The organism is Streptomyces sp. SP18BB07 (assembly GCF_036322545.1).
GTDB lineage: Bacteria > Actinomycetota > Actinomycetes > Streptomycetales > Streptomycetaceae > Streptomyces > Streptomyces deccanensis.
Genome location: NZ_JAQYWT010000271.1, coordinates 22,075 through 39,972, shown reverse-complemented (window position 1 = coordinate 39,972; position 17,898 = coordinate 22,075). Strand labels below are relative to the sequence as shown.

16 protein-coding genes are annotated in these 17,898 nt (G+C 71.2%); 7 read left to right on the top strand and 9 right to left on the bottom strand.

The genetic code is table 11. The features are described from left to right. Positions 1–7: 7 nt before the first annotated feature. The 7 genes from PUR53_RS12095 to PUR53_RS12065 all read right to left on the bottom strand — a co-directional run bounded on the left by PUR53_RS12095 (position 8) and on the right by PUR53_RS12065 (position 10,300). Positions 8–2,146 carry a beta-galactosidase gene (locus tag PUR53_RS12095; protein ID WP_329908302.1) on the bottom strand — a complete coding sequence of 713 codons (2,139 nt, stop codon included), beginning with the start codon at positions 2,144–2,146 and terminating at the stop codon, positions 8–10. A gap of 53 nt (positions 2,147–2,199) precedes the next feature. Further along, the gene (locus PUR53_RS12090) at positions 2,200–3,129 is read right to left on the bottom strand and encodes a carbohydrate ABC transporter permease (RefSeq protein ID WP_329908301.1); all 930 of its coding nucleotides are present in this window, start codon (positions 3,127–3,129) and stop codon (positions 2,200–2,202) included. After that, a complete protein-coding gene (locus tag PUR53_RS12085) occupies positions 3,126–4,046 on the bottom strand; it encodes a carbohydrate ABC transporter permease (RefSeq protein WP_329908300.1) in 921 nt (306 codons plus the stop codon). Before PUR53_RS12085 ends, PUR53_RS12090 begins: the two co-directional genes overlap by 4 nt. Position 4,047: 1 nt before the next feature. Continuing rightward, entirely contained in the window at positions 4,048–5,433 is a 1,386-nt protein-coding gene (locus PUR53_RS12080) for an ABC transporter substrate-binding protein (RefSeq protein WP_329908299.1), read from the bottom strand. A gap of 307 nt (positions 5,434–5,740) precedes the next feature. Next, positions 5,741–6,883 carry a LacI family DNA-binding transcriptional regulator gene (locus PUR53_RS12075; RefSeq protein WP_329895263.1) on the bottom strand — a complete coding sequence of 381 codons (1,143 nt, stop codon included), beginning with the start codon at positions 6,881–6,883 and terminating at the stop codon, positions 5,741–5,743. 211 nt (positions 6,884–7,094) lie between these two features. Further along, positions 7,095–8,762, bottom strand: a complete 1,668-nt coding sequence (locus PUR53_RS12070) for an amidohydrolase (RefSeq protein WP_329908298.1) — start codon at positions 8,760–8,762, stop codon at positions 7,095–7,097. A 59-nt stretch (positions 8,763–8,821) separates the two neighbouring features. Beyond that, positions 8,822–10,300, bottom strand: a complete 1,479-nt coding sequence (locus PUR53_RS12065; RefSeq protein WP_329908297.1) for an APC family permease — start codon at positions 10,298–10,300, stop codon at positions 8,822–8,824. Between the two features lie 147 nt (positions 10,301–10,447). On the opposite strand from PUR53_RS12065, the gene PUR53_RS12060 reads away from it, so the two are divergent. From PUR53_RS12060 to PUR53_RS12035, 6 genes are all read left to right on the top strand, one after another. Then, positions 10,448–11,158 carry a TetR/AcrR family transcriptional regulator gene (locus PUR53_RS12060; protein ID WP_329908296.1) on the top strand — a complete coding sequence of 237 codons (711 nt, stop codon included), beginning with the start codon at positions 10,448–10,450 and terminating at the stop codon, positions 11,156–11,158. Between the two features lie 109 nt (positions 11,159–11,267). Then, complete coding sequence (locus PUR53_RS12055) at positions 11,268–11,957, top strand: ArsR/SmtB family transcription factor (protein ID WP_329895293.1); 690 nt, start codon at positions 11,268–11,270, stop codon at positions 11,955–11,957. Beyond that, positions 11,957–13,297: an MFS transporter gene (locus PUR53_RS12050; RefSeq protein ID WP_329895267.1), complete on the top strand. Its 1,341-nt coding sequence runs from the start codon at positions 11,957–11,959 to the stop codon at positions 13,295–13,297. The genes PUR53_RS12055 and PUR53_RS12050 overlap by 1 nt, the downstream gene beginning before the upstream one ends. Before the next feature lie 177 nt (positions 13,298–13,474). Further along, entirely contained in the window at positions 13,475–13,828 is a 354-nt protein-coding gene (locus tag PUR53_RS12045) for a hypothetical protein (RefSeq protein WP_329908295.1), read from the top strand. Next, entirely contained in the window at positions 13,821–14,330 is a 510-nt protein-coding gene (locus PUR53_RS12040) for a DUF5959 family protein (RefSeq protein WP_329895269.1), read from the top strand. Before PUR53_RS12045 ends, PUR53_RS12040 begins: the two co-directional genes overlap by 8 nt. A gap of 8 nt (positions 14,331–14,338) precedes the next feature. Beyond that, a complete protein-coding gene (locus tag PUR53_RS12035) occupies positions 14,339–14,839 on the top strand; it encodes a hypothetical protein (protein WP_329908294.1) in 501 nt (166 codons plus the stop codon). A gap of 105 nt (positions 14,840–14,944) precedes the next feature. Here the strand turns inward: PUR53_RS12035 and PUR53_RS12030 are convergent, their stop codons facing one another. Further along, complete coding sequence (locus tag PUR53_RS12030; RefSeq protein ID WP_329908292.1) at positions 14,945–15,892, bottom strand: AraC family transcriptional regulator; 948 nt, start codon at positions 15,890–15,892, stop codon at positions 14,945–14,947. Positions 15,893–15,973: 81 nt separating this feature from the next. On the opposite strand from PUR53_RS12030, the gene PUR53_RS12025 reads away from it, so the two are divergent. Next, positions 15,974–16,819, top strand: coding sequence for an SDR family oxidoreductase (locus PUR53_RS12025; protein WP_329895272.1), 846 nt, complete (start codon positions 15,974–15,976; stop codon positions 16,817–16,819). Positions 16,820–16,898: 79 nt separating this feature from the next. On the opposite strand, the gene PUR53_RS12020 is transcribed toward PUR53_RS12025, so the two are convergent. Further along, positions 16,899–17,873 (bottom strand): GNAT family N-acetyltransferase, encoded by a 975-nt coding sequence (locus tag PUR53_RS12020; RefSeq protein ID WP_329908291.1) that lies wholly within the window; start codon positions 17,871–17,873, stop codon positions 16,899–16,901. Positions 17,874–17,898 lie beyond the last annotated feature (25 nt).

The following is a 17,898-nucleotide window of genomic DNA, read 5'->3' as shown; positions in this document are numbered from 1 at the left end:
GTCTCTCCTAGTCGAGGTCGGTGGCGACGAGGACCCGTACGTCCCACGGGCCGAGTTCCACTGCCGTGCCCGCCGCGACGGACGTGTCGTCCAGCACGTCGGTGAGGTCGGTCGGGGCCGGCACGCTCACGGGCTCCCAGCTCCAGTTGTGGACGATGTGGACGCGCCGCCCGTCCGCCGCCGTGCCGGTCGTCGCGGTGACCGACTCCGGCAGCTCCGCCCAGCCGTGGCGCGCGGTCGGCGCCAGCCACTCGGCCAGCGCACGCCCGAGACGGCGGTCGGGCACCGTACCGACGTACGTGATCCGCCCCGCACCGTGCCGACGCGTGGTGAGCGCCGGCCAGCGGCCGAAGTGCGGATGGTCGTACGCGGCCAGCACCTCGGCGTCGTCGACGATGAGACCGTCCGCCCAGCGGGTCGCCGCCGCGCCGTCCGGCAGCCGGAGCGGGCTGCCGGGCGCCGGGCGCACCGGTATCTCGCGCGTCAGGTTGCTGAACTCGTCGTAGTGCACGCCGGCCGACGCAGTCAGCCGCCCGGGGGCCGGCTCCGTGCGGGCGCGGGCCTCGTGGTCGGCGTACCCGGTGCGCGGGGTCAGCACCAGATGGCCGCCGGCCTCCGCGTACGCGGCGAACCAGTCGAGGGTGGCGTCGGCGGCGAGGTACAGCGCCGGGACGACCAGCACCGGATGGCGGCGGACGGCCTCCTCGGGCGTGAGGCCCTCGCGCTCCCCGCTCGGGTCGTGCAACTGACGTGCGTGGACGATCCGGACCTGGCGGCCCGCCTCGAAGGCGCCCCGGTAGAACGGGTCGAAGATCCGGTGGTACGCGGCGGGGTCCGGTGCGCCGTCCGGCGTGGCGAGCGGCGGGTACTTCTGCATCAGCCACTTGCTGGGCGTCGAGTACACCAGGGTGAGGTCGGCGTCCGGTTCGAGCCCGGCGACGAGCGGACCGGCCGCCTCGAACTCCGCCCCGAGCCGGGTGAGTTCGGCGTACGTACGGCCGGGCTGCCCGGTGTGGGGAAGGATGCCGCCCCAGTAGGTCTCGGCGCCGAAGTGCAGGGTGTGCCAGTGCCAGTACTCGATCATCCGGGCGCCGCGCGAGACGAGGGCCCAGGCCGCCTGCCGCCACTGCCCGTCGTAGCCGGGGCGGTTGTCCCACGCCATGCCGATCGAGCCGGCGTTGGTCTCGGTGACGAGGAACGGCTCCTGGCGGGAGGAGAACATCCAGTCGGCGGTCTGGTACAGCGCCCACACCCCGGTCGTCTTCCACTTCTGCTCATGACCGTCGGGGGTGGGGTCGGGGAGCAGCAGGCCGTCCTGCATGTCGTAGTACGGGTTGCCGGAGGCGATGTCGAGACGGGCGGACAGCTCGTCGTCCTCCACCCCCTGACGGGTGTAGGAGATGCAGGTGGTGACGAACTGCTCGGGCGAGGCGTACTCGCGCACGAGGTCGGCCTGCCATCCGATGAACTCGGTGACCTGCCGGGCCTGGAACTCCCGCCAGGCCACGTCGTACTGGGGCTGCTCGTTGCCGTCCGGGGTCCACAGGTCGGCCCACGTCGACAGCCGGTGCGACCAGTAGACGAGCCCCCACTCCCGGTTGAGGGTCTCCACGTCGCCGTACTTCGCGCGCAGATGGTCCACGAACCGCTGGAAGACCCCGTGGTTGTGGAAGAGGTGCAGACCGGGCTCGTTGTCGACCTGGAAGCCGATGACGGCGGGGTGGTCGGCGTACCGGCCGACGACCTTGCGGATGATCCGCTCGGCGTGGAAGCGGAACGCCGGGTGGGTGAAGTCGACCTCCTGCCGGGCGCCCCAGCCGATGCGCTCACCGGTGCGCCGCTCGCCCGTCAACTCCGGGTACTGGCGGGCCAGCCACGGCGGTACGGCGTACGTCGGGGTGCCGAGCACCACGGAGATGCCGCGCTCGTGGGCGCCGTCCAGGACCGGCTGGAGCCAGTCGAGGTCGAACGTTCCGTTCTCCGGCTCCCAGGTCGACCACACCGACTCGCCGACCCGGATCACGGTCACATGGGCGTCGGCCATCAGATCCAGGTCGGTCTTGAGGCGTTCGGCGGGCCGTTCGTAGGGCTGGTACTCGTGGTAGTACGCGGCGCCGAACAGGACGCGGGCAGGCAGAGCCGCCATGAAGGGAAACCTCCGAGAGAAAGGTGGGGGGAGTGGTACGAGGGCGGTGGGCCCTACTGTTTGACACCGCCGGTGGCCAGACCGCTCTGCCAGTACCGCTGCAGCATCAGGAACGCCACCACCAGCGGGACGATCGAGAGCAGGGAACCGGTCACGACCAGCGCGAGCATGTCGCTGCTGGCGCCCGCGCCGCCGTTCTGGGCCTGTGCGGCCCAGGAGGCGAGGCCCACGGTGATCGGGTACAGGTCGGGGTCGTTGAGCATGATCAGCGGCAGGAAGTAGTTGTTCCAGGTCGCCACCAGCGTGAACAGCAGCACCGTCACCACCCCGGGAGCCATCAGCCGCAGGGCGATCCGGAAGAAGATCCGGGCCTCCCCGGCCCCGTCGATCCGGGCGGCCTCCAGGATGCTGTCGGGGACGGAGTCCGCGGCGTAGACGCGCATCAGGTACAGGCCGAACGGGTTGACCAGGGACGGCAGGATGATCGCCCAGGGGGTGTTGGCGAGGCCCGCCTGCGCGAACAGCAGATAGGTCGGGATGGCCAGTGCGGTGGTCGGGACCATGACGGCGCCGAGCACCAGGTTGAAGGCGGCACCGTCGCCACGGAAGCGGAACTTGGCGAACCCGTACCCGGCCGCCGCCGCGAGCAGCGCGGCCCCGACCGCGCTGACTCCCGCGTAGATGACCGTGTTGAGCAGCCAGCGCACGAAGACGCCGTCGTCCTGGGTGAACGTCTCCTTGATGTTCGTCAGCAGCTGCGGGGCGTCGGAGAACCACAGGCCGAAGCTGTTGAACAGGTCCTGGGTGCTCTTGGTCGAAGAGATCAGCAGCCAGCACAGGGGCAGCAGGAAGTACGCGAGGGCCGCCAGCATGGCGATCGTGAGCGGGGTGCTGCGGCGGGCCGGGTTCTTCCTACGGTGGGTCAGGCGTGCCGGCTTCTTCGCGGTCCTGGTCACCGGGGGCGCGGGGATCGTCGTGGTCACGGGGTCCTCCTGCGGTTCGCGGTGAGCAGGACGCCGTAGGAGGCGATCACGATGACCAGGCCGAGGAGGAAGGACACCGTGGCCGCGTAGTTGACCTGCTGGCCGGTGAAGGCGAGGGAGTAGGCGTAGAGGTTGGCGGTGTAGGAGCTGCTGATGACGTCCGGGGCGATCTTCATCAGCAGGTTCGGCTCGTTGAACAGCTGGAAGCTGCCGATCACGGAGAACAGCAGGGTGAGCAGCAACGCCGGGCGCAGCGCGGGGAGTTTGACGGACCAGGCGATACGCCAGGCCCCGGCGCCGTCCATCGCCGCCGCCTCGTACAGCTCCTGCGGGACGGTGCGCAGCGCCGCGTACAGGATGATCATGTTGTAGCCGACGAACTCCCAGGTCACGATGTTCGCCAGACTGCCGAGCATCCAGCCCTCGCTGAGGAAGGCCGGGACCGGCAGGTCCAGGTTCCGGCTCAGCTGGGCGAACGGCCCGAAGTCCGGGCCGTACAGATAGCCCCACATGAGCGCGGCGACCACGCTGGGCACGGCGTACGGGACGAAGATGCCCAGCCGGATCACCCGGGACAGGCGCAGCAGACCGCTGTCGAGCGCGAGCGCGAACAGCAGGGCCAGCAGCAGCATCACGGGGACCTGGACCACGAAGAACAGTGCCACCCGGCCGACTCCGTGCAAAAACTGGGAGTCGCCGAAGGCCTGGACGTAGTTGTCGAGGCCGACGAAGACCGTCCCGCCGATCAGACGCGTCTGGAAGAGGCTGAGATAGGCGGCATAGCCGAGCGGGGCGAGGAAGAGCAGGACGAACAGCACCAGGAACGGGGCGACGAAGAGCGGTCCCGCCGAGCGGTGACGGCGCGGGCGGGCGGCCCGGGAGCGGCCCTCGGCGGTGGACGGGGTGGTGACAGCCATGTCAGCTCCCCTTGACGGTGAAGCCCTGGTTCTTGGCGTACGTGGTCATCCGGGACTGCCACCTGCCGAGGGCGGCGACCGTGTCGGACCTGTCGGCGAGGGACTTGCCGACGGTCTCGGTCCAGTCGGTGGCCGCCTGGTCGAGGAACGGCGGCCACTGGAAGGAGGGGTCGACGGTGGCGCTGACATCGGCGAAGACCTGGTTGACCTTCTGGCCGCCGTAGAAGGGCGGCGCGTCCGAGACGAACTCCTGGTCGGCGAGCAGGGCCTTGGTCGCCGGGAAGAAGAACTGCTCGGTGGCGAACATCTTCGCGGTGGCGGGGTCACTGTTGAGGAACTGCGCGAACACGGCCGCCGCGATGGGGTTCTTGGTGGAGCGGATGACGGCGGTGGTCGAGCCGCCCCAGTTGCCCGCGTTGGGCTGGGCCGCGTCCCACTGGGGCAGCGGGGCCGCGCGCCACTTGCCGGCGGTGGCCTTGGCGGAGCCGGAGAGGAAGGCCGGGCCCCAGGCGGCGGTGATCCAGGTGGCGTACTTGCCCTTGTTGAGGCCGGCGTACCAGCCGTCGGTGAAGTCCGGGTCGGTGCTGATCACGCCCTCCTTCGCCAGCCCGCCCCAGTAGGCGCCGAGCTTCTCGGAGACGGCGTCGTCGACGCTGATGGTGATGTCGCTCTTGCCGGAGGTGGCGTACGGCTTGGCACCGGCCTGCCAGAGCAGTCCGTGCCAGGCGGCGGGCTGGTTGGCCGCGAGGTTGGTGAGGTAGACGTCGGGGTCGGCCTTGTGCAGCTTGCGCGCCGCCTCCGCGAACTCGTCCCAGGTGCCGGGCACTTCGATACCGTGCCGGTCGAAGATGTCCTTGCGGTACAGCAGACCCATGGGGCCCGTGTCCTGCGGGATCGCCCACACCTCGCCCTTCGCGCTGCTGACCTGCCCCCACGTCCAGTCGACGAACCGGTCCTTCAACTCGGCGGCCCCGTACGGGCGCAGGTCCAGCAGGCTGTCGGTGATGGTGAACGTCGGGATCGCCTGGTACTCCATCTGCACCATGTCCGGGGCGCCACTGCCGGCCTTCAGCGCCGTGCGCAGCTTGGTGTACTGCGGGGTGCCCTGACCGGCGTTGACGACCTTGATCTTGACGGCCGGGTACTTCTTCTCGAAGAGCGCGATCTCCTTGGCGATGTTCGGGACCCAGGTCCAGAACGTCAGCTCGGTCGGCGTCTTCATCGCCTTGTCGATGTCGGCCTGGCCGACGGGCTCGGCGGAGCCGGAGGAGTCACCGCCGCCGCAGGCGGTCAGGGCGGCCCCGAGCGACAGGGCACCGGTGGTGGTGAGGAACAGCCGACGGCTCATGGGAGAGGAGGAGGCGGCTGCGAACGTGTTTCTGGGCATGGTGAACTCCGGCTGGTGGCAAGGGTGGTGGCACGCCGGACACGGGCGTGCGGAGGTGTGCGGGATGCGCGGGGACGCGCCGGCCCGGCGTTGACGCCGATGGGGTCGGGCGAAGAGGGGCGTGGACGACCGGGGCAGGTGTGGGGACCTGGCTCAGGACACGCCGCGCGATACGGGGCGGCCCTACGTCGACTGTGTGCGGGGGTGTGGGGTGCGGGGTGCGGCGGGGGCGTGACGGGTGCTGCGGCTCGTTCTCGGGGTCACGCGTCGGCCGCGACGGCCGTGCTGAGGGGCGGGCGGACGGGGTTCAGTGCTGTGACCGGCCACCTCCGTCCGGAGGCACCGGGGCGGGGGTGGCCGCCCGGCGGCGGGAGGCGGTGCGCCGGCCGCGAGCCGGGGTCGTCCGGCTCGGTGGCGGCGCGGTCGAGGCGCGGACCACGAGGTCGATGGGTGGGTCGCTCGGCGGCAGCGGGTCCGCGTCGGGGTTCTCGATGGCGTGCACGAGCCGCTTGAGCCCTTCCTGGGCCACGGCGTCGAACGGCTGGCGCACCGTGGTCAGGGGAGGGGTCACATAGGCGGCGACCGGGATGTCGTCGAAGCCGACGACGCTGACGTCCTCCGGCACCCGGCGCCCGGCCTCCGCCAGCGCGCGGATCAGACCGATCGCCATGTCGTCGTTGGCGGCGAAGACGGCGGTGACGTCCCGGTTCTCGGCCAGCGCGCGGCCCGCCGTGTACCCGGACGCGGCCGACCAGTCACCCGTGACGACCTCGGGCACGTCCTTCCCATGGGCCGTGAGGGTCGCCCGCCAGCCTTCCAGACGGTCCCGGGCGGCGTACCACCGCTGCGGGCCCGCGAGGTGATGGACCGTCGTGTGGCCCAGCGCCAGCAGGTGTTCGGTGGCGGTACGTGCCATCAGGTCGGCGCCGTCACCCGCGTTCAGTACCGCGGGCGCGGTGACGAACGGCGGGGCGCCGATGACCAGCACCGGCACGGCGACACGCGGAACCGTGTCCCCGTTCTCGCCCGACTCGTCGATCGGCTCGGAGATGACGATGCCGTCCACGCCCTGGTCGAGCAGGGAGTCCACGGCACCGGCGATCCCGGCCGGGTCGCCCTCCACGGTGTTGACCACGCGGAGCGCGTAACCCGTGTCCCGGACCACCCGTTCGACCCCCATGAGCAGCGAGGCCGGGCCGTACAGGGCCGTGCCCAGCGTCACCACCCCGATGGAGCGCGTCCGCCCGGAGGCCAGGGCCCGGGCGGCGTTGTTGCGCCGGTAACCGAGCCGCTCCGCGGCCTCCGTGACCCGTCGGCGCACGTCGGCGGAGACATACGGCTCGTCGTTGAAGACCCTCGACACGGTCTTCTGCGAGACCCCGGCCAGCCGTGCCACATCCGTGCTGCTCGGCGCAGCGGGGCTCCCGCCCCGCCCTGTACCTCGCGTCATGATGCCTCCCGGTGACCGCACGGACCGACCCAATGATGTCAGACATCACTCCTCTGACTGCGCTGTCATGTCTGCGTAGTCATGTCTACGCAGTCACACGACAGTCGTCAAGGGGTCGGACACATCTCCGTACGGCCGGACCCGCGCCCCACGAGCCGTGGGGCGCAGGTCCTCGGGTGCCGGGGTCGTCAGGCGTCGGATGCCCGGGAGGTCACGCGTCGGGTGCCGCGTGGACGCGGGCCCCGTCCACGAAGGTCTGCAGGACCCGGGTGGCCGCGATCTCGGTGGCCGGGCGCGTGAACGGGTCGCGGTCGAGGACGACCAGATCGGCCGCCTTCCCGACCGTGATGCTGCCGGTGAGGGCGTCGAGGTGGTTGGCGTAGGCGCTGCCCGCCGTGTACGCGGCGAGGGCGGTGCCGAGGTCGAGACGCTGGGCGGGCAGGAACTCCGGGGTGCCCTCGGGGGCGTCCGGGGAGACGCGGTTGACGGCGACGTGCACGGCCTGGAGCGGGTCCGGGCTGCTGACGGGCCAGTCGCTGCCCGCCGCGAGGGTGGCCCCGGCGCGCAGCAGATCGCCGAACGGGTACTGCCGGGCGCCCCGTTCCGGGCCGAGGAACGGCAGGGTGAGCTCGTCCATCTGGGGCTCGTGGGCGGCCCACAGCATCTGCAGGTTGGCGGTGGCGCCGAGCGCCCGGAACCGCCGTACGTCGTCGGGGTGCACCACCTGGAGGTGCGCCAGGTGGTGGCGGGTGTCCCGGTGGCCGTTGGCGGTACGGGCTGCCTCCACGGCGTCGAGTGCCTCGCGCACCGCGCGGTCGCCGAGGGCGTGGAAGTGCACCTGGAAGCCGAGCGCGTCGAGTTCGGTGACGTACTTCCTCAGCTCGCCCGGTTCGACGAAGCTGATGCCGCTGCCGTCCGAGGCGCAGCCGCAGCCCGTGAGATACGGGTCGAGCATCGCGGCCGTGTGGTTCTCGGCGATGCCGTCCTGCATGATCTTCACCGTCCCGGCGCGGAACCGGCCTCCGCTCAACTCCTCGCGCCGCGCGAGCAGTTCGGGGATCTGCTCGGCGCCGCGCTCCCGGTCCCACCACAGGGCGCCGACGACGCGTGCGGTGAGCAGCCCCCGGTCCAGGGCCGCGCGGTACGAGGGCGCCGGGTCGGTCATGTTGGCGTACACGCCGACGATGGCGTCCTGCCAGGCGGTGACCCCGTGGGAGTGCAGCACGGCCTGGGCGCGCAGCAGGGCGGCGAGCTGTTCCTCGGGGGTGGGGTCGGGCACCAGCCGGCCGACGAGGTGGACGGCGCCCTCCTGGAGCATGCCGGTCGGGCGGCCGTCGGCGTCGCGTTCGATACGGCCGTCGGCGGGGTCGGGGGTGCGGGCGTCGATCCCGGCCAGCTCCAGGGCCTTGGAGTTGACCCAGGCGCCGTGGTGGTCGCGGTTGGGCAGGAAGACGGGCCGGTCGGGGACGACCGCGTCGAGCGCGGTGGCGGTGGGGGCGCCGCCGGGGAAGGCCTCCAGGGACCAGCCGCCACCGGTGATCCATTCGACGTCCGGGTGCTCGTCGGCGTACGCCCGGATCCGCCGCAGGTACTCGGCGGGGTCGACCGTGTCGGCGAGGTGGCACAGGCCCAGTTCCAGGCCCGCGCCCTGGGGATGGACGTGGGCGTCCTGGAAGCCGGGCAGCAGCAGCTTCCCGGAGAGGTCGACGATTTCGGTGCCGGGCCCGATGAGGGCGTGCACCTCGTCGTGGCCGACGGCCGTGATCCGTCCGCCGTGCACGGCCACGGCGGTGGCGCGGCTGCGCGCGGGATCGACGGTGTGGACGGGCCCGCCGGTGAAAACGAGGTCGGCGGGGCCCGTGACCTGGGACTGAGGCATGCGGAAGAACTCCAGGGGGAGGTGTGGGGAGGTGCCGGGGAGGGAGGGGCGGGGGCGGGTCAGGCCGGTGTGCGGTCCATGGGCAGGGTGATGGCCTCGGCGTCGGTACCGCGTCCCGTGGCGAAGTACGGCGACCGGCGCACGTACTTGGCGACCGCGGCCATCCCGAGACCCGCGAGGACGATGGCGGCGGGCAGGGAGAACATGAACCACCCGTTGTCGGGGCTCAGTTCGAAGTGGTCGCTCATCGTCAGGTAGGAGTACCCGAGGTAGCCGCCGAGGCCGAGCAGGATCAGCCCGGACACGGCGGGCACCCCCACGGCGAGCACCGCCGTGCGCAGCCCCTCGTGCCGGGTGGACCGGAAGCGGACGGCGCACGCGAGCGCGGTGAGGCCGTAGTAGAGGGCGACGAGCAGACCGATGGCGTTGACGGCGGCCAGCAGCATGTCGCTCAGCTTGGGCAGGGCGACGGCCAGCAGCGCGATCGAGGCGGCGACGGCGAGCACGACGACCGTGCCGGCGGCCGGCGTGCCGTAGCGCGGGTGGACCCGGGTCCACAGCGGGCCCATCGTGCGGTCCCGGCGCATCGCGAGCAGGCCGCGTGCCGTCGGGATCAGCGTGGACTGCACGGAGGCCGCGGCGGAGAACATCAGGGCGACCAGGGGGAGGGTGGCCCAGGGCTCGGCGGCCAGCTTCTGCCCGAGGTACGGCAGAGCCTGCGGACCGTTCTGGATCAGCTCGGCGAGGCTCATCTCCCGCTGGAAGGCCACCGAGGCGAAGAGGAACAGGCCCAGCATCGCGAACAGCGCGATCAGGCCGCCCCGGGCCGCGTCGTCCGGCTTCCTGGTCTCCTCCGTGACGCTGAAGGCCGCGTCCCAGCCCCAGAAGAAGAACACCGCGAGGACCATGCCCTGGGCGAAGGTGGTGCCGTCGGCGATCTCGAAGGGGTTGAACCAGGACAGCGAGAAGGACTGCTCACCGGTGACGAGAGCCCAGCCGCAGAACCCGATGAGCACGGCGTACTCGAAGACCAGCAGCGCGAACTGGAAGCGGGTGGTGGTGCGGGTGCCGGTGACGGCGAGGGCGGTCAGTCCCAGCAGGAGCACCAGCCCGACCCCCGTGCTGACGCCGGTGGACGTCGGATCGAGGGCGACGCCCGCGAGGCTGTCGAGTCCGGCCTTGTTGGCGAAGACCAGGACGACCGAGCCCATGACGGCGCTGGTGTAGGCACAGAAGATGACCGAGCCGACCAGGGTGACCCAGCCGGTCAGGAAGCCCGGCCAGGGGCCCAGGGTCCTGCCGACCCAGGTGTAGCCGTTGCCGCAGTTGGGCTCGGAGCGGTTGAGCCGGGCGTAGGCGGTCGCGATGCCGAGCACGGGCAGGAAGGCGAGGAGCAGCAGGGCCGGCCCCTGGAGCCCCACGATGGTCGCGATCGTGCCCATGCCGATGGCGATGCTGGTGGTGGCGGCCGTGCTGGAGGCGGCGATGGCGACGCCGTCGACCACGCCGAGGGAGCGGCGCAAGGGGGTGGATGACATGGAGGCTCCTCGTGGGGAGAGTGACGAGGGTAGAGCCGCGCGGGACTGTGATGGAACACCCGGCGTTCGTCTTGCGTCAATGCTGTTGACATAAGGGCACCCGGCCCCTTCACTGCGGGTACGCGTCCCGACCGACAGGAGCCCTCGATGTCCAGCCGTGTCCCGCAGGAACGCAGCCGCCGCCGCCCCACCCGCTCGGGCGTGATCCTCTCGGAGGAGCTGATCGTGGAGACCGCGCTCCGGCTGATCGGCGAGCACGGCCCGGAGGCGCTCAGCGTGCGCCGGCTCGGCACCGCCCTGGGCTGCGACCCCAGTGCCCTCTACCGCTACTTCCACGGCACGGACGACCTGGTGCTCGCCATCGCCGACCGCATCATCGGCGACGCGATGGCGGGCTTCGTCCCCGGCGACGACTGGGTGGCCGCCCTGCGCGAGATGGCCCTGCGGGTCCGTGACGGCTACCTCGCCCACCCCCGCGCGGCGGCCTTCGCCTCGTACCGGGTGACCCGGCGCCCCCACGAGATCCGCGCCGTCGACACCGGCATCGGACTGCTGCTCACGGCGGGCTTCGCACCGGCCGACGCGACCCGCCTGTACCTGACGTACATCGACACCGTGCTCAGCCACGCGGCCATGGAGGCGGCGTTCCAGGCACTCCCACGCGGACAGCGCGAGGCCGACGAGCGGGCGTGGACCGAGGCCTACCAGGGCCTGGACCCGTCCTCGTACCCCGCCCTGACCGCCGTCCGCCAGGACCTGCGCACGATGGGCGAGAGCTCCTTCGAGAACGCGGTCGACCTGCTGCTGGAGGCACTGGCGGCACGGGCGGCACGGGCGGCACGGGCGCCGAGGGGGTGAGCGGGGCCCCGGCGAGGGTTTTTGCGTACAAGCCTTCGCGAAGAACTCTTCGCAAAGAAACCTTTGCGAAGAACTCTTTGTGGTCTAGCCTCGTGGTGTGACCGATGCGATGAAGAGGCCCGAGGGCGCGACCGTCGAGGAGACCTCCGTTGTTCTGGATGCCAAAGGGCTGCGGGCCATGGCGCATCCGGTGCGGGTGCAGCTGATCGGGCTGCTGCGGAAGTACGGCCCGTCGACAGCCACCCGTCTCGCGGAGCGGCTGGGCGTGAACTCCGGGACGGCCAGCTACCACCTGCGCCAACTCGGCGCGGCCGGTTTCGTCGAGGAGGACACGGAGCGCGGCAACGCGCGAGAGCGCTGGTGGCGGTCGGTGCATCAGACGACGGAGCTCAACGACCGGGAGCTGGTCGAACGGGAGCCCGAGGCCACCATGGCCTTCCTGCAGTCCGTCGCCACCACGTACACCCTGCGCACCCAGCAGACGCTGAACGAGCTGCAGACGATGCCCCGCGCGTGGCGGGACACCTTCGACATCAGCGACTGGGCCTTGCGGCTCACACCCGAGGAGGCCGTCGGCCTGCGGCGGGAACTGCGCGAGGTCATCGCCCGGTACCGGAAGGACACGCCCGAGGAGGCGGCGAGTGCCCCGGAAGGGGCCCAGCGGGTCGGCGTCGTCGCACACATCCTGCCGGAACTGGACGCGCCCGCCGCGTCGGAGGAGCACTCCGGTCGGGAGACCGCGGCAGGAACGAAGGCCGAGGCGGCGACGGAGAGCGCGGCGGGGACGGAGACGTCGTGATGGGGGACGCCTTAGGTGCTGACGGCGTGCTGCCCGGAAGACGGTCGTCCTTACGGCCTCTGGGCGGGGTGCTGGCGGCCATGGCGGTGTCGCTGACAGGTACGCGGGTCTCGGCGGTCGCCCTGCCCTGGTTCGTCCTGGTCTCGACCGGCAGTGCCACGCAGACCGGGCTGGTCGCCTTCTTCGAGACGGCTCCCTACGTGGTGGTCAAGGCGCTCACCGGGCCACTGGTGGACCGGGTCGGCCCCCGGACCGTCTCCTGGACCACCGACCTCGCCAGCGCGACCGCCGTCGCCGCCGTCCCCCTGTTCCACGCCCTGCACCTGCTGTCGTTCCCGCTCCTGCTGACCCTGGTCGCGGTGGTCGGCGCCGCTCGCGGACCCGGGGACCTGGCCAAGGAAGTCATGGTCCCGGAGGCGGCCGAGCGCGGTGGGGTGCGGCTGGAGCGGGCCACCGGCCTGTCCGGCGCGACCGAGCGGCTCGCCTCCACCGTCGGCCCGGCAGCCGGTGGCTCCTTGGTGGCGCTGCTGGGTCCCTTGACCGTGCTCGTCGTCAACGCGGGCTGCTTCGCTCTCGGATCGGTGATCATCGCGCTGGCGCTGCCTCGCCGGGTGGGGGAGCCGGCCGAGGACACCTCGGCGCAGGCGGGGGAGACGAGGACGGGCTACTGGAAACGATTCGGCGAAGGCTTCGCCTTCCTGCGGACCCAGCCGCTGCTGCTCACGGTGATCGTCATGGTCGGGATCACCAATCTGCTCGATGCCGCGTTCATGACGGTTCTCATGCCCGTCTGGGCCAAGGAGTCCGGCAACGGGCCGGCCGCGATCGGTCTCACCGGCAGCGCGATGGGGGCCGCGGCGGTGGTGGGGAGCCTGATAGCGGCCCTGGCCGCACACCGGCTGCGCCGGCGGCTCGTGTTCTTCGCCGGGTTCCTGCTGGCCGGTGCCCCGAGATTTCTGATCCTCGCCGTCGATGCTCCGCCGGGAGCGGTGGTGGCCGTCTTCGCGGTCAGTGGATTCGGCGCGGGCTTCCTCAACCCGGTGATCGGGGCCGTCCTCCTCGAACGGGTCCCACGCCGCCTGCTGGGCCGGGTCAACGCGCTCGGCGACTCGCTGGCGTGGGCAGGCATCCCCCTCGGCGGGCTCATCGCCGGGCCGGTGGTGTCCTCCGCCGGACTCGTGCCGGTGCTGCTCGTGTGCGGGGCCGTGTACTTCCTCACCACGAGCTTGGCGGGACTGCGGCCGGAGTGGCGAGAGATGGACCGACGGGCCGGGAAGAACGTCGCGAGGTGGCACCCCGGGGAAGGCGCTCCCTGCCCCGACAAGGAAGCGACGAGGTGACGTTCAGACGGCTTGACGGCTTGACGGGTGCGGACGGGCACCGGGCCGTCGGACTGCGGCGGCGCCGTCCAGCGCCTCCGGGCAGGTTCCGGCCACTCGTGCGGCACTGGCCGGCACCAAGCCCCGCCGAACTTAATGGGTGCGCACCCCGCCCCCGTGGCTGCCACGATGCACCACATGGCTCTAGCAAACCCCGGCGGGCTGGTGACGCGTCGCGCTACCTCGTCGGACTGCACCGAATTGGCCGGGATCGACTCCGTCGCCGCAGCGGGCGACCACGCGCGAGGTGTGAGCATCCGACGCTGGTGCGAACAAGGCGTGGGCACACATCTCCTCAAGGCCACTGAAGCCAGGTGCACCACACCGAAGCTGTTCACTTCGACCAATGTCTCCAACCACCCCATGCAGCGCCTGCGGCAGTTCGGCGGCCGGAGCCCGGTCGGTCTGCTCCACGGGCTGGACGAAGGCGACCCCGAACTCTTCTACCGCTGCCCGAACATCCGACTACGCGGGAGAGCCGACCATGGATGACGTCGCTCCGAGGGAGCTCATCTCTCTCGCTGATGACGAGGGGAACAGCGTCACCGTCAGCGTTCTGGGGCGCGACACCAGGTGGACGGCCGGGCTTGACGCCGAGATCGTCGTCAGGACCCCCTTCGTGTGCGGCCGCATCGCCCTGGTGCTGTCGACCTCGAAGTTGGAAAGCTGGGCCGCCGCGCTGAACCGGCTCGATGCCGGCGAGGACGTCGCCTGGATGGAGTGGGACAGAGGGCCGTCCGTCTCCATCCAGCTCACGGGAGAGCGCGACTGCCCGGAGGTGGTCGTAGAGATCGCGGATCTCCCAGCGGATCCGCGGTCGGCAGAGCCAGTACGGACGAGTTCCTGGGCAGGTGTTCGCCCGAACTTCAGACGTGGTGCGCGCAACGTCTCCAAGGAGGAGGTCCGGTGGGATTTTCGGGGCACCTGGTTTTCGCTCGCAGTGAGTGTCCGCTGCTGCAGGCACCTGTCTTCGACAGCATCGATCAGCGGCTGAGGGACACCGTGCATGCGTGGTGGCCGCGGCCGGGTGGTTGGCAGACCCTCCAGTTCGATCACGGACTGTGGGAGGACGGCCACCTGTCCGCCCTGGTCGGGTGGACCGGCACACCGGCCTGCGTCGCAGACGTCTCCGACAGCGACATCGCCCTCGTGACCGGGCTGGGTACGAACGGGCGGCGTTGGCAGGCGTGGCTCAACCTGGACAAGGCTGCGGCACTCCTCGCCGAGGAACCCGAGGACCTGGACGACATGTGCCTGTGGGTGGACACACCCGAGTTCGACGAAGCCGTGCGGCGCAAGCGCGCGGAGCTCCGAGCGGACGTTCCGGCCGACGCCGAGGGCGCCCTGGTGTGGGCTGCGGCGGCTGGCATCCCCGTCGCAGCTGAACAGTCCCGGGTCGAGGAACTCCTGTGCTCGCGGGAGTCCTTCGCGGAGGACCTCTTCAGCGCGCTGCTGGACGAGTTGGGCTTTCCCCAGGCCATCGAGCCGACGCCAGAGCCATAAGAGGTGCACCCCGGCCGGATGAAAGAACCTTCTCTGTACCAAGCAAGCAAGAGGGCACGCCGGGGTGATCGGTTCGGGCATGCAGACTCGGCCGGCTCATCCGGCTTATCCGGCTCGCCACTGGTCTGGTTTCGGGCTGCGGTGATCGCTGGGGCGTGTGCCGCGTAGGCGTTTGAACGCCACGCTCAGGGCGAAGGCGTTGGCGTAGCCCACCTTCCTCGCGATCGTGCCCACCGTGTGGTCGGTCTCCCGCAGCAGGTCCGCGGCCAAGGTGATCCGCCAGTCCGCGAGGTAGGCCATCGGTGGTTCGCCGACCAGCGCCGTGAACCGCCGGGCGAGCGTCGCCCGCGACACCCCCACCTGGGCCGCCAGGTCCGCCACCGTCCAAGGGCGGGCGGGCGCGTCGTGCAACAGCCGCAGCGCGGTACCCACGACCGGGTCGTCCAGTGCGCGGCACCAGGCCGGGGCATCGGCGTCCGGGTTGTCGAACCAGCCGCGCAGCGCGGAGACCAGCATCAGGTCCAGCAGCCGGTCCAACACCAGCTGTTGTCCCGGTCGCTCCCTGGTGACCTCCTCAGCCACCATCTCCACCGACGGGTGGGGGATGCCCTCGGACGGCACGACCAGCACAGCGGGCAGGGCCCGCAGCAGCCGTTCGCTGAGCTCTCCCCGACGCTCGAAAGCCCCGCTGACCAGCACGGCAGCCCCCTCGACCGGCGTCCCGCAGGTCCGGGCGGGCCGCCCGGAGGCGTGCTCGACGCCCTCGGCTCCCGCGCAGTAGTCGGCGCTGGTCACCGTCAGCGAGGGTGTGGTCGCGGGGGCGTCGGCCACCGTGTAGGGCGCGTCGCCGCGGATGACGGCGATGTCGCCGACGCTGATGGGTACCGGTTCGTGCTGGTCGGGAACGATCCAGGCCCGGCCGCGCAGCATCGTGGCCAGCGTCAGCGGGGCGCCACTGGCCATCCGCAAGGCCCAGGGCGGTCGCATGATCGTCTGCCGGAACACGGCGCCGCGCGCCCGTACCTCCGCCAACAGCTCCGAAACGGCGTCCATGTCCTGCAGCGTAGACGCTCAGACATCATTCGGAGCCTGTCAGCCATGGATCGTCTCGACGTACGCCGGTTGACTGAGGTCATGTCTGAGCATCCGATTCTTGTCACCGGGGCAACGGGTAAGTCCGGCCGCCGCGTTGTCAGCCAACTACGGGCCAAGGGGCTGCCGGTTCGCGCGGCGGCCCGGAACGGCGAGCACCACTTCGACTGGACCGACAGCGGCACCTGGGATGCCGCTCTGGAGGACGTGCGGTCTCTGTACATCGTGCAGTTGGACGGCACGAAACTCGTTCGCCCGTTCGTCGAGCGGGCGGTGCGGCATGGGGTGCGGCGCATCGTGCTGGCCTCGGGGCGGGGGATCGACAATCCGGATTACGCGAAGGACAGCAGCGGCGTCTTGGAGGGCATCGTCGACAGCGAGGCCGCCGTGCGGGAGAGCGGTCTGGAGTGGACGATCAGCAGGCCGGGCTGGTTCGCGCAGAACTTCAGTGAGGGCTTCTTCGCCGATGCCGTCCTCGCCGGTGAACTGCGGCTGCCCGCCGGCGACGGGGCTGCCGGCTTCGTCGACGCCGAGGACATCGCCGCGGTGGTGACCGCCGCGCTGACCGAGGACGGGCACGCGGGCCAGATCTACGAGTTGTCCGGACCCCGGGCGGTGACGCTGACCGAGGCGGTCGCCACGATCTCCGAGGCCACCGGCCGCGACATCCGCTACGTGCCGCTCTCCGTCGAGCGCTACGTCGCGGAACTCGTTCAGCAGGGCTTGCCGCCGGCGGACGCCGAAGCCTTCGCGGACGTCATCGAGCCCCTCAGGGAGGGGAGGGACGCGTACGTCTCCGACGGCGTGCAGCGTGCCCTCGGCCGCCCGCCGCGCACCTTCGCCGAATTCGCCAAGTCCACCGCCGACGGGGGCGGTTGGCCAGGCTGACCGTCATGCCCGCGCGGTGCGAGCCGGCCACTGGGAACGAGAACGGGAACGGGAACGGTGGCGGACCGTCAGTGGCGGCTCAGCGCCAGTCGTCGATCACGTAGGCGTCCGGGTGGCTGTAGCCGGGTTCGTTGGGCCTGTGCATCGTCACGCCTTGCAGCCACGTACGGAAGCCGCGGTCGACCATGCACCGGTAGGCATCCTCGCGGGCCAGGTTCATTCCGGCGTCCAGTTGTCCCAGCCCCTTCTCGGCGGCCAACTGCTCGCACGCGTCCAGCAGCCGTTCGAACCGCTCCACGGCGTCCGGGCCCGGACGTACCGCGCCGAACTTGACGAAGCACACGTCCTCACCGGCCTCCGACCCCGCTCCGCAGTGGCAGACAGCCAGACCGTCGAGGTCGCTGTCGGTGCCCTGGAGGAGGATGGTGTCGCCGAGCCCGTGCGCCTGTGTGGCCGTGATCTCGCGCTCCAGGCTCAGGCCCTCGTACACGGCCCCCGTCAGCGCGCGACCGAGGCTCAGCGCGCCGGGCCGCTCAGCGGCGGTCAGCTCGCCGTACAGCACCCGGCCGGGGGCCGCCGCGCTGACGCCGACCTGCTTCTTCATGATGGCTGTCAGGAACCGGGGCCAGAAACCGTACCGGCGGTAGAGCTCGAGGTGCTTGGGACTGTGCGAGAAGGTGAACAGGCCGAGGTGGCGGTTCCCCCAGGTGTCGAAGCAGGCCATGACCGGTTCCATGAGGCGCCTGCCGATGCCCTGGTCCCACAGATCCGGGCGTACGGTCAGCGGGCCGAAGAACCCCACGCTGCCCCAGTCGGCGGCGAAGTTCGATCCGACGACCTCGCCCTCGACGGTCGCCGCGAAGGCCGCGCGCGGATCCGCCGCCCAGCGGGTGCGGACGTAGTCGGCGGTGCCGAAGAACGTCTCCGGCTCAGGGGCCCCGAGGAAGGTCCCGAAAGCGACCCTGAAGATCTCGTCGGCCCGGTCGAGGTCCGACTCGAGCAGCGGGCGGACCGACACCGAGGCGGCGACACTCGTTCGCTTCGTTGCGGGCATGATCGCCCTCCTTTCCGCCCCCGTT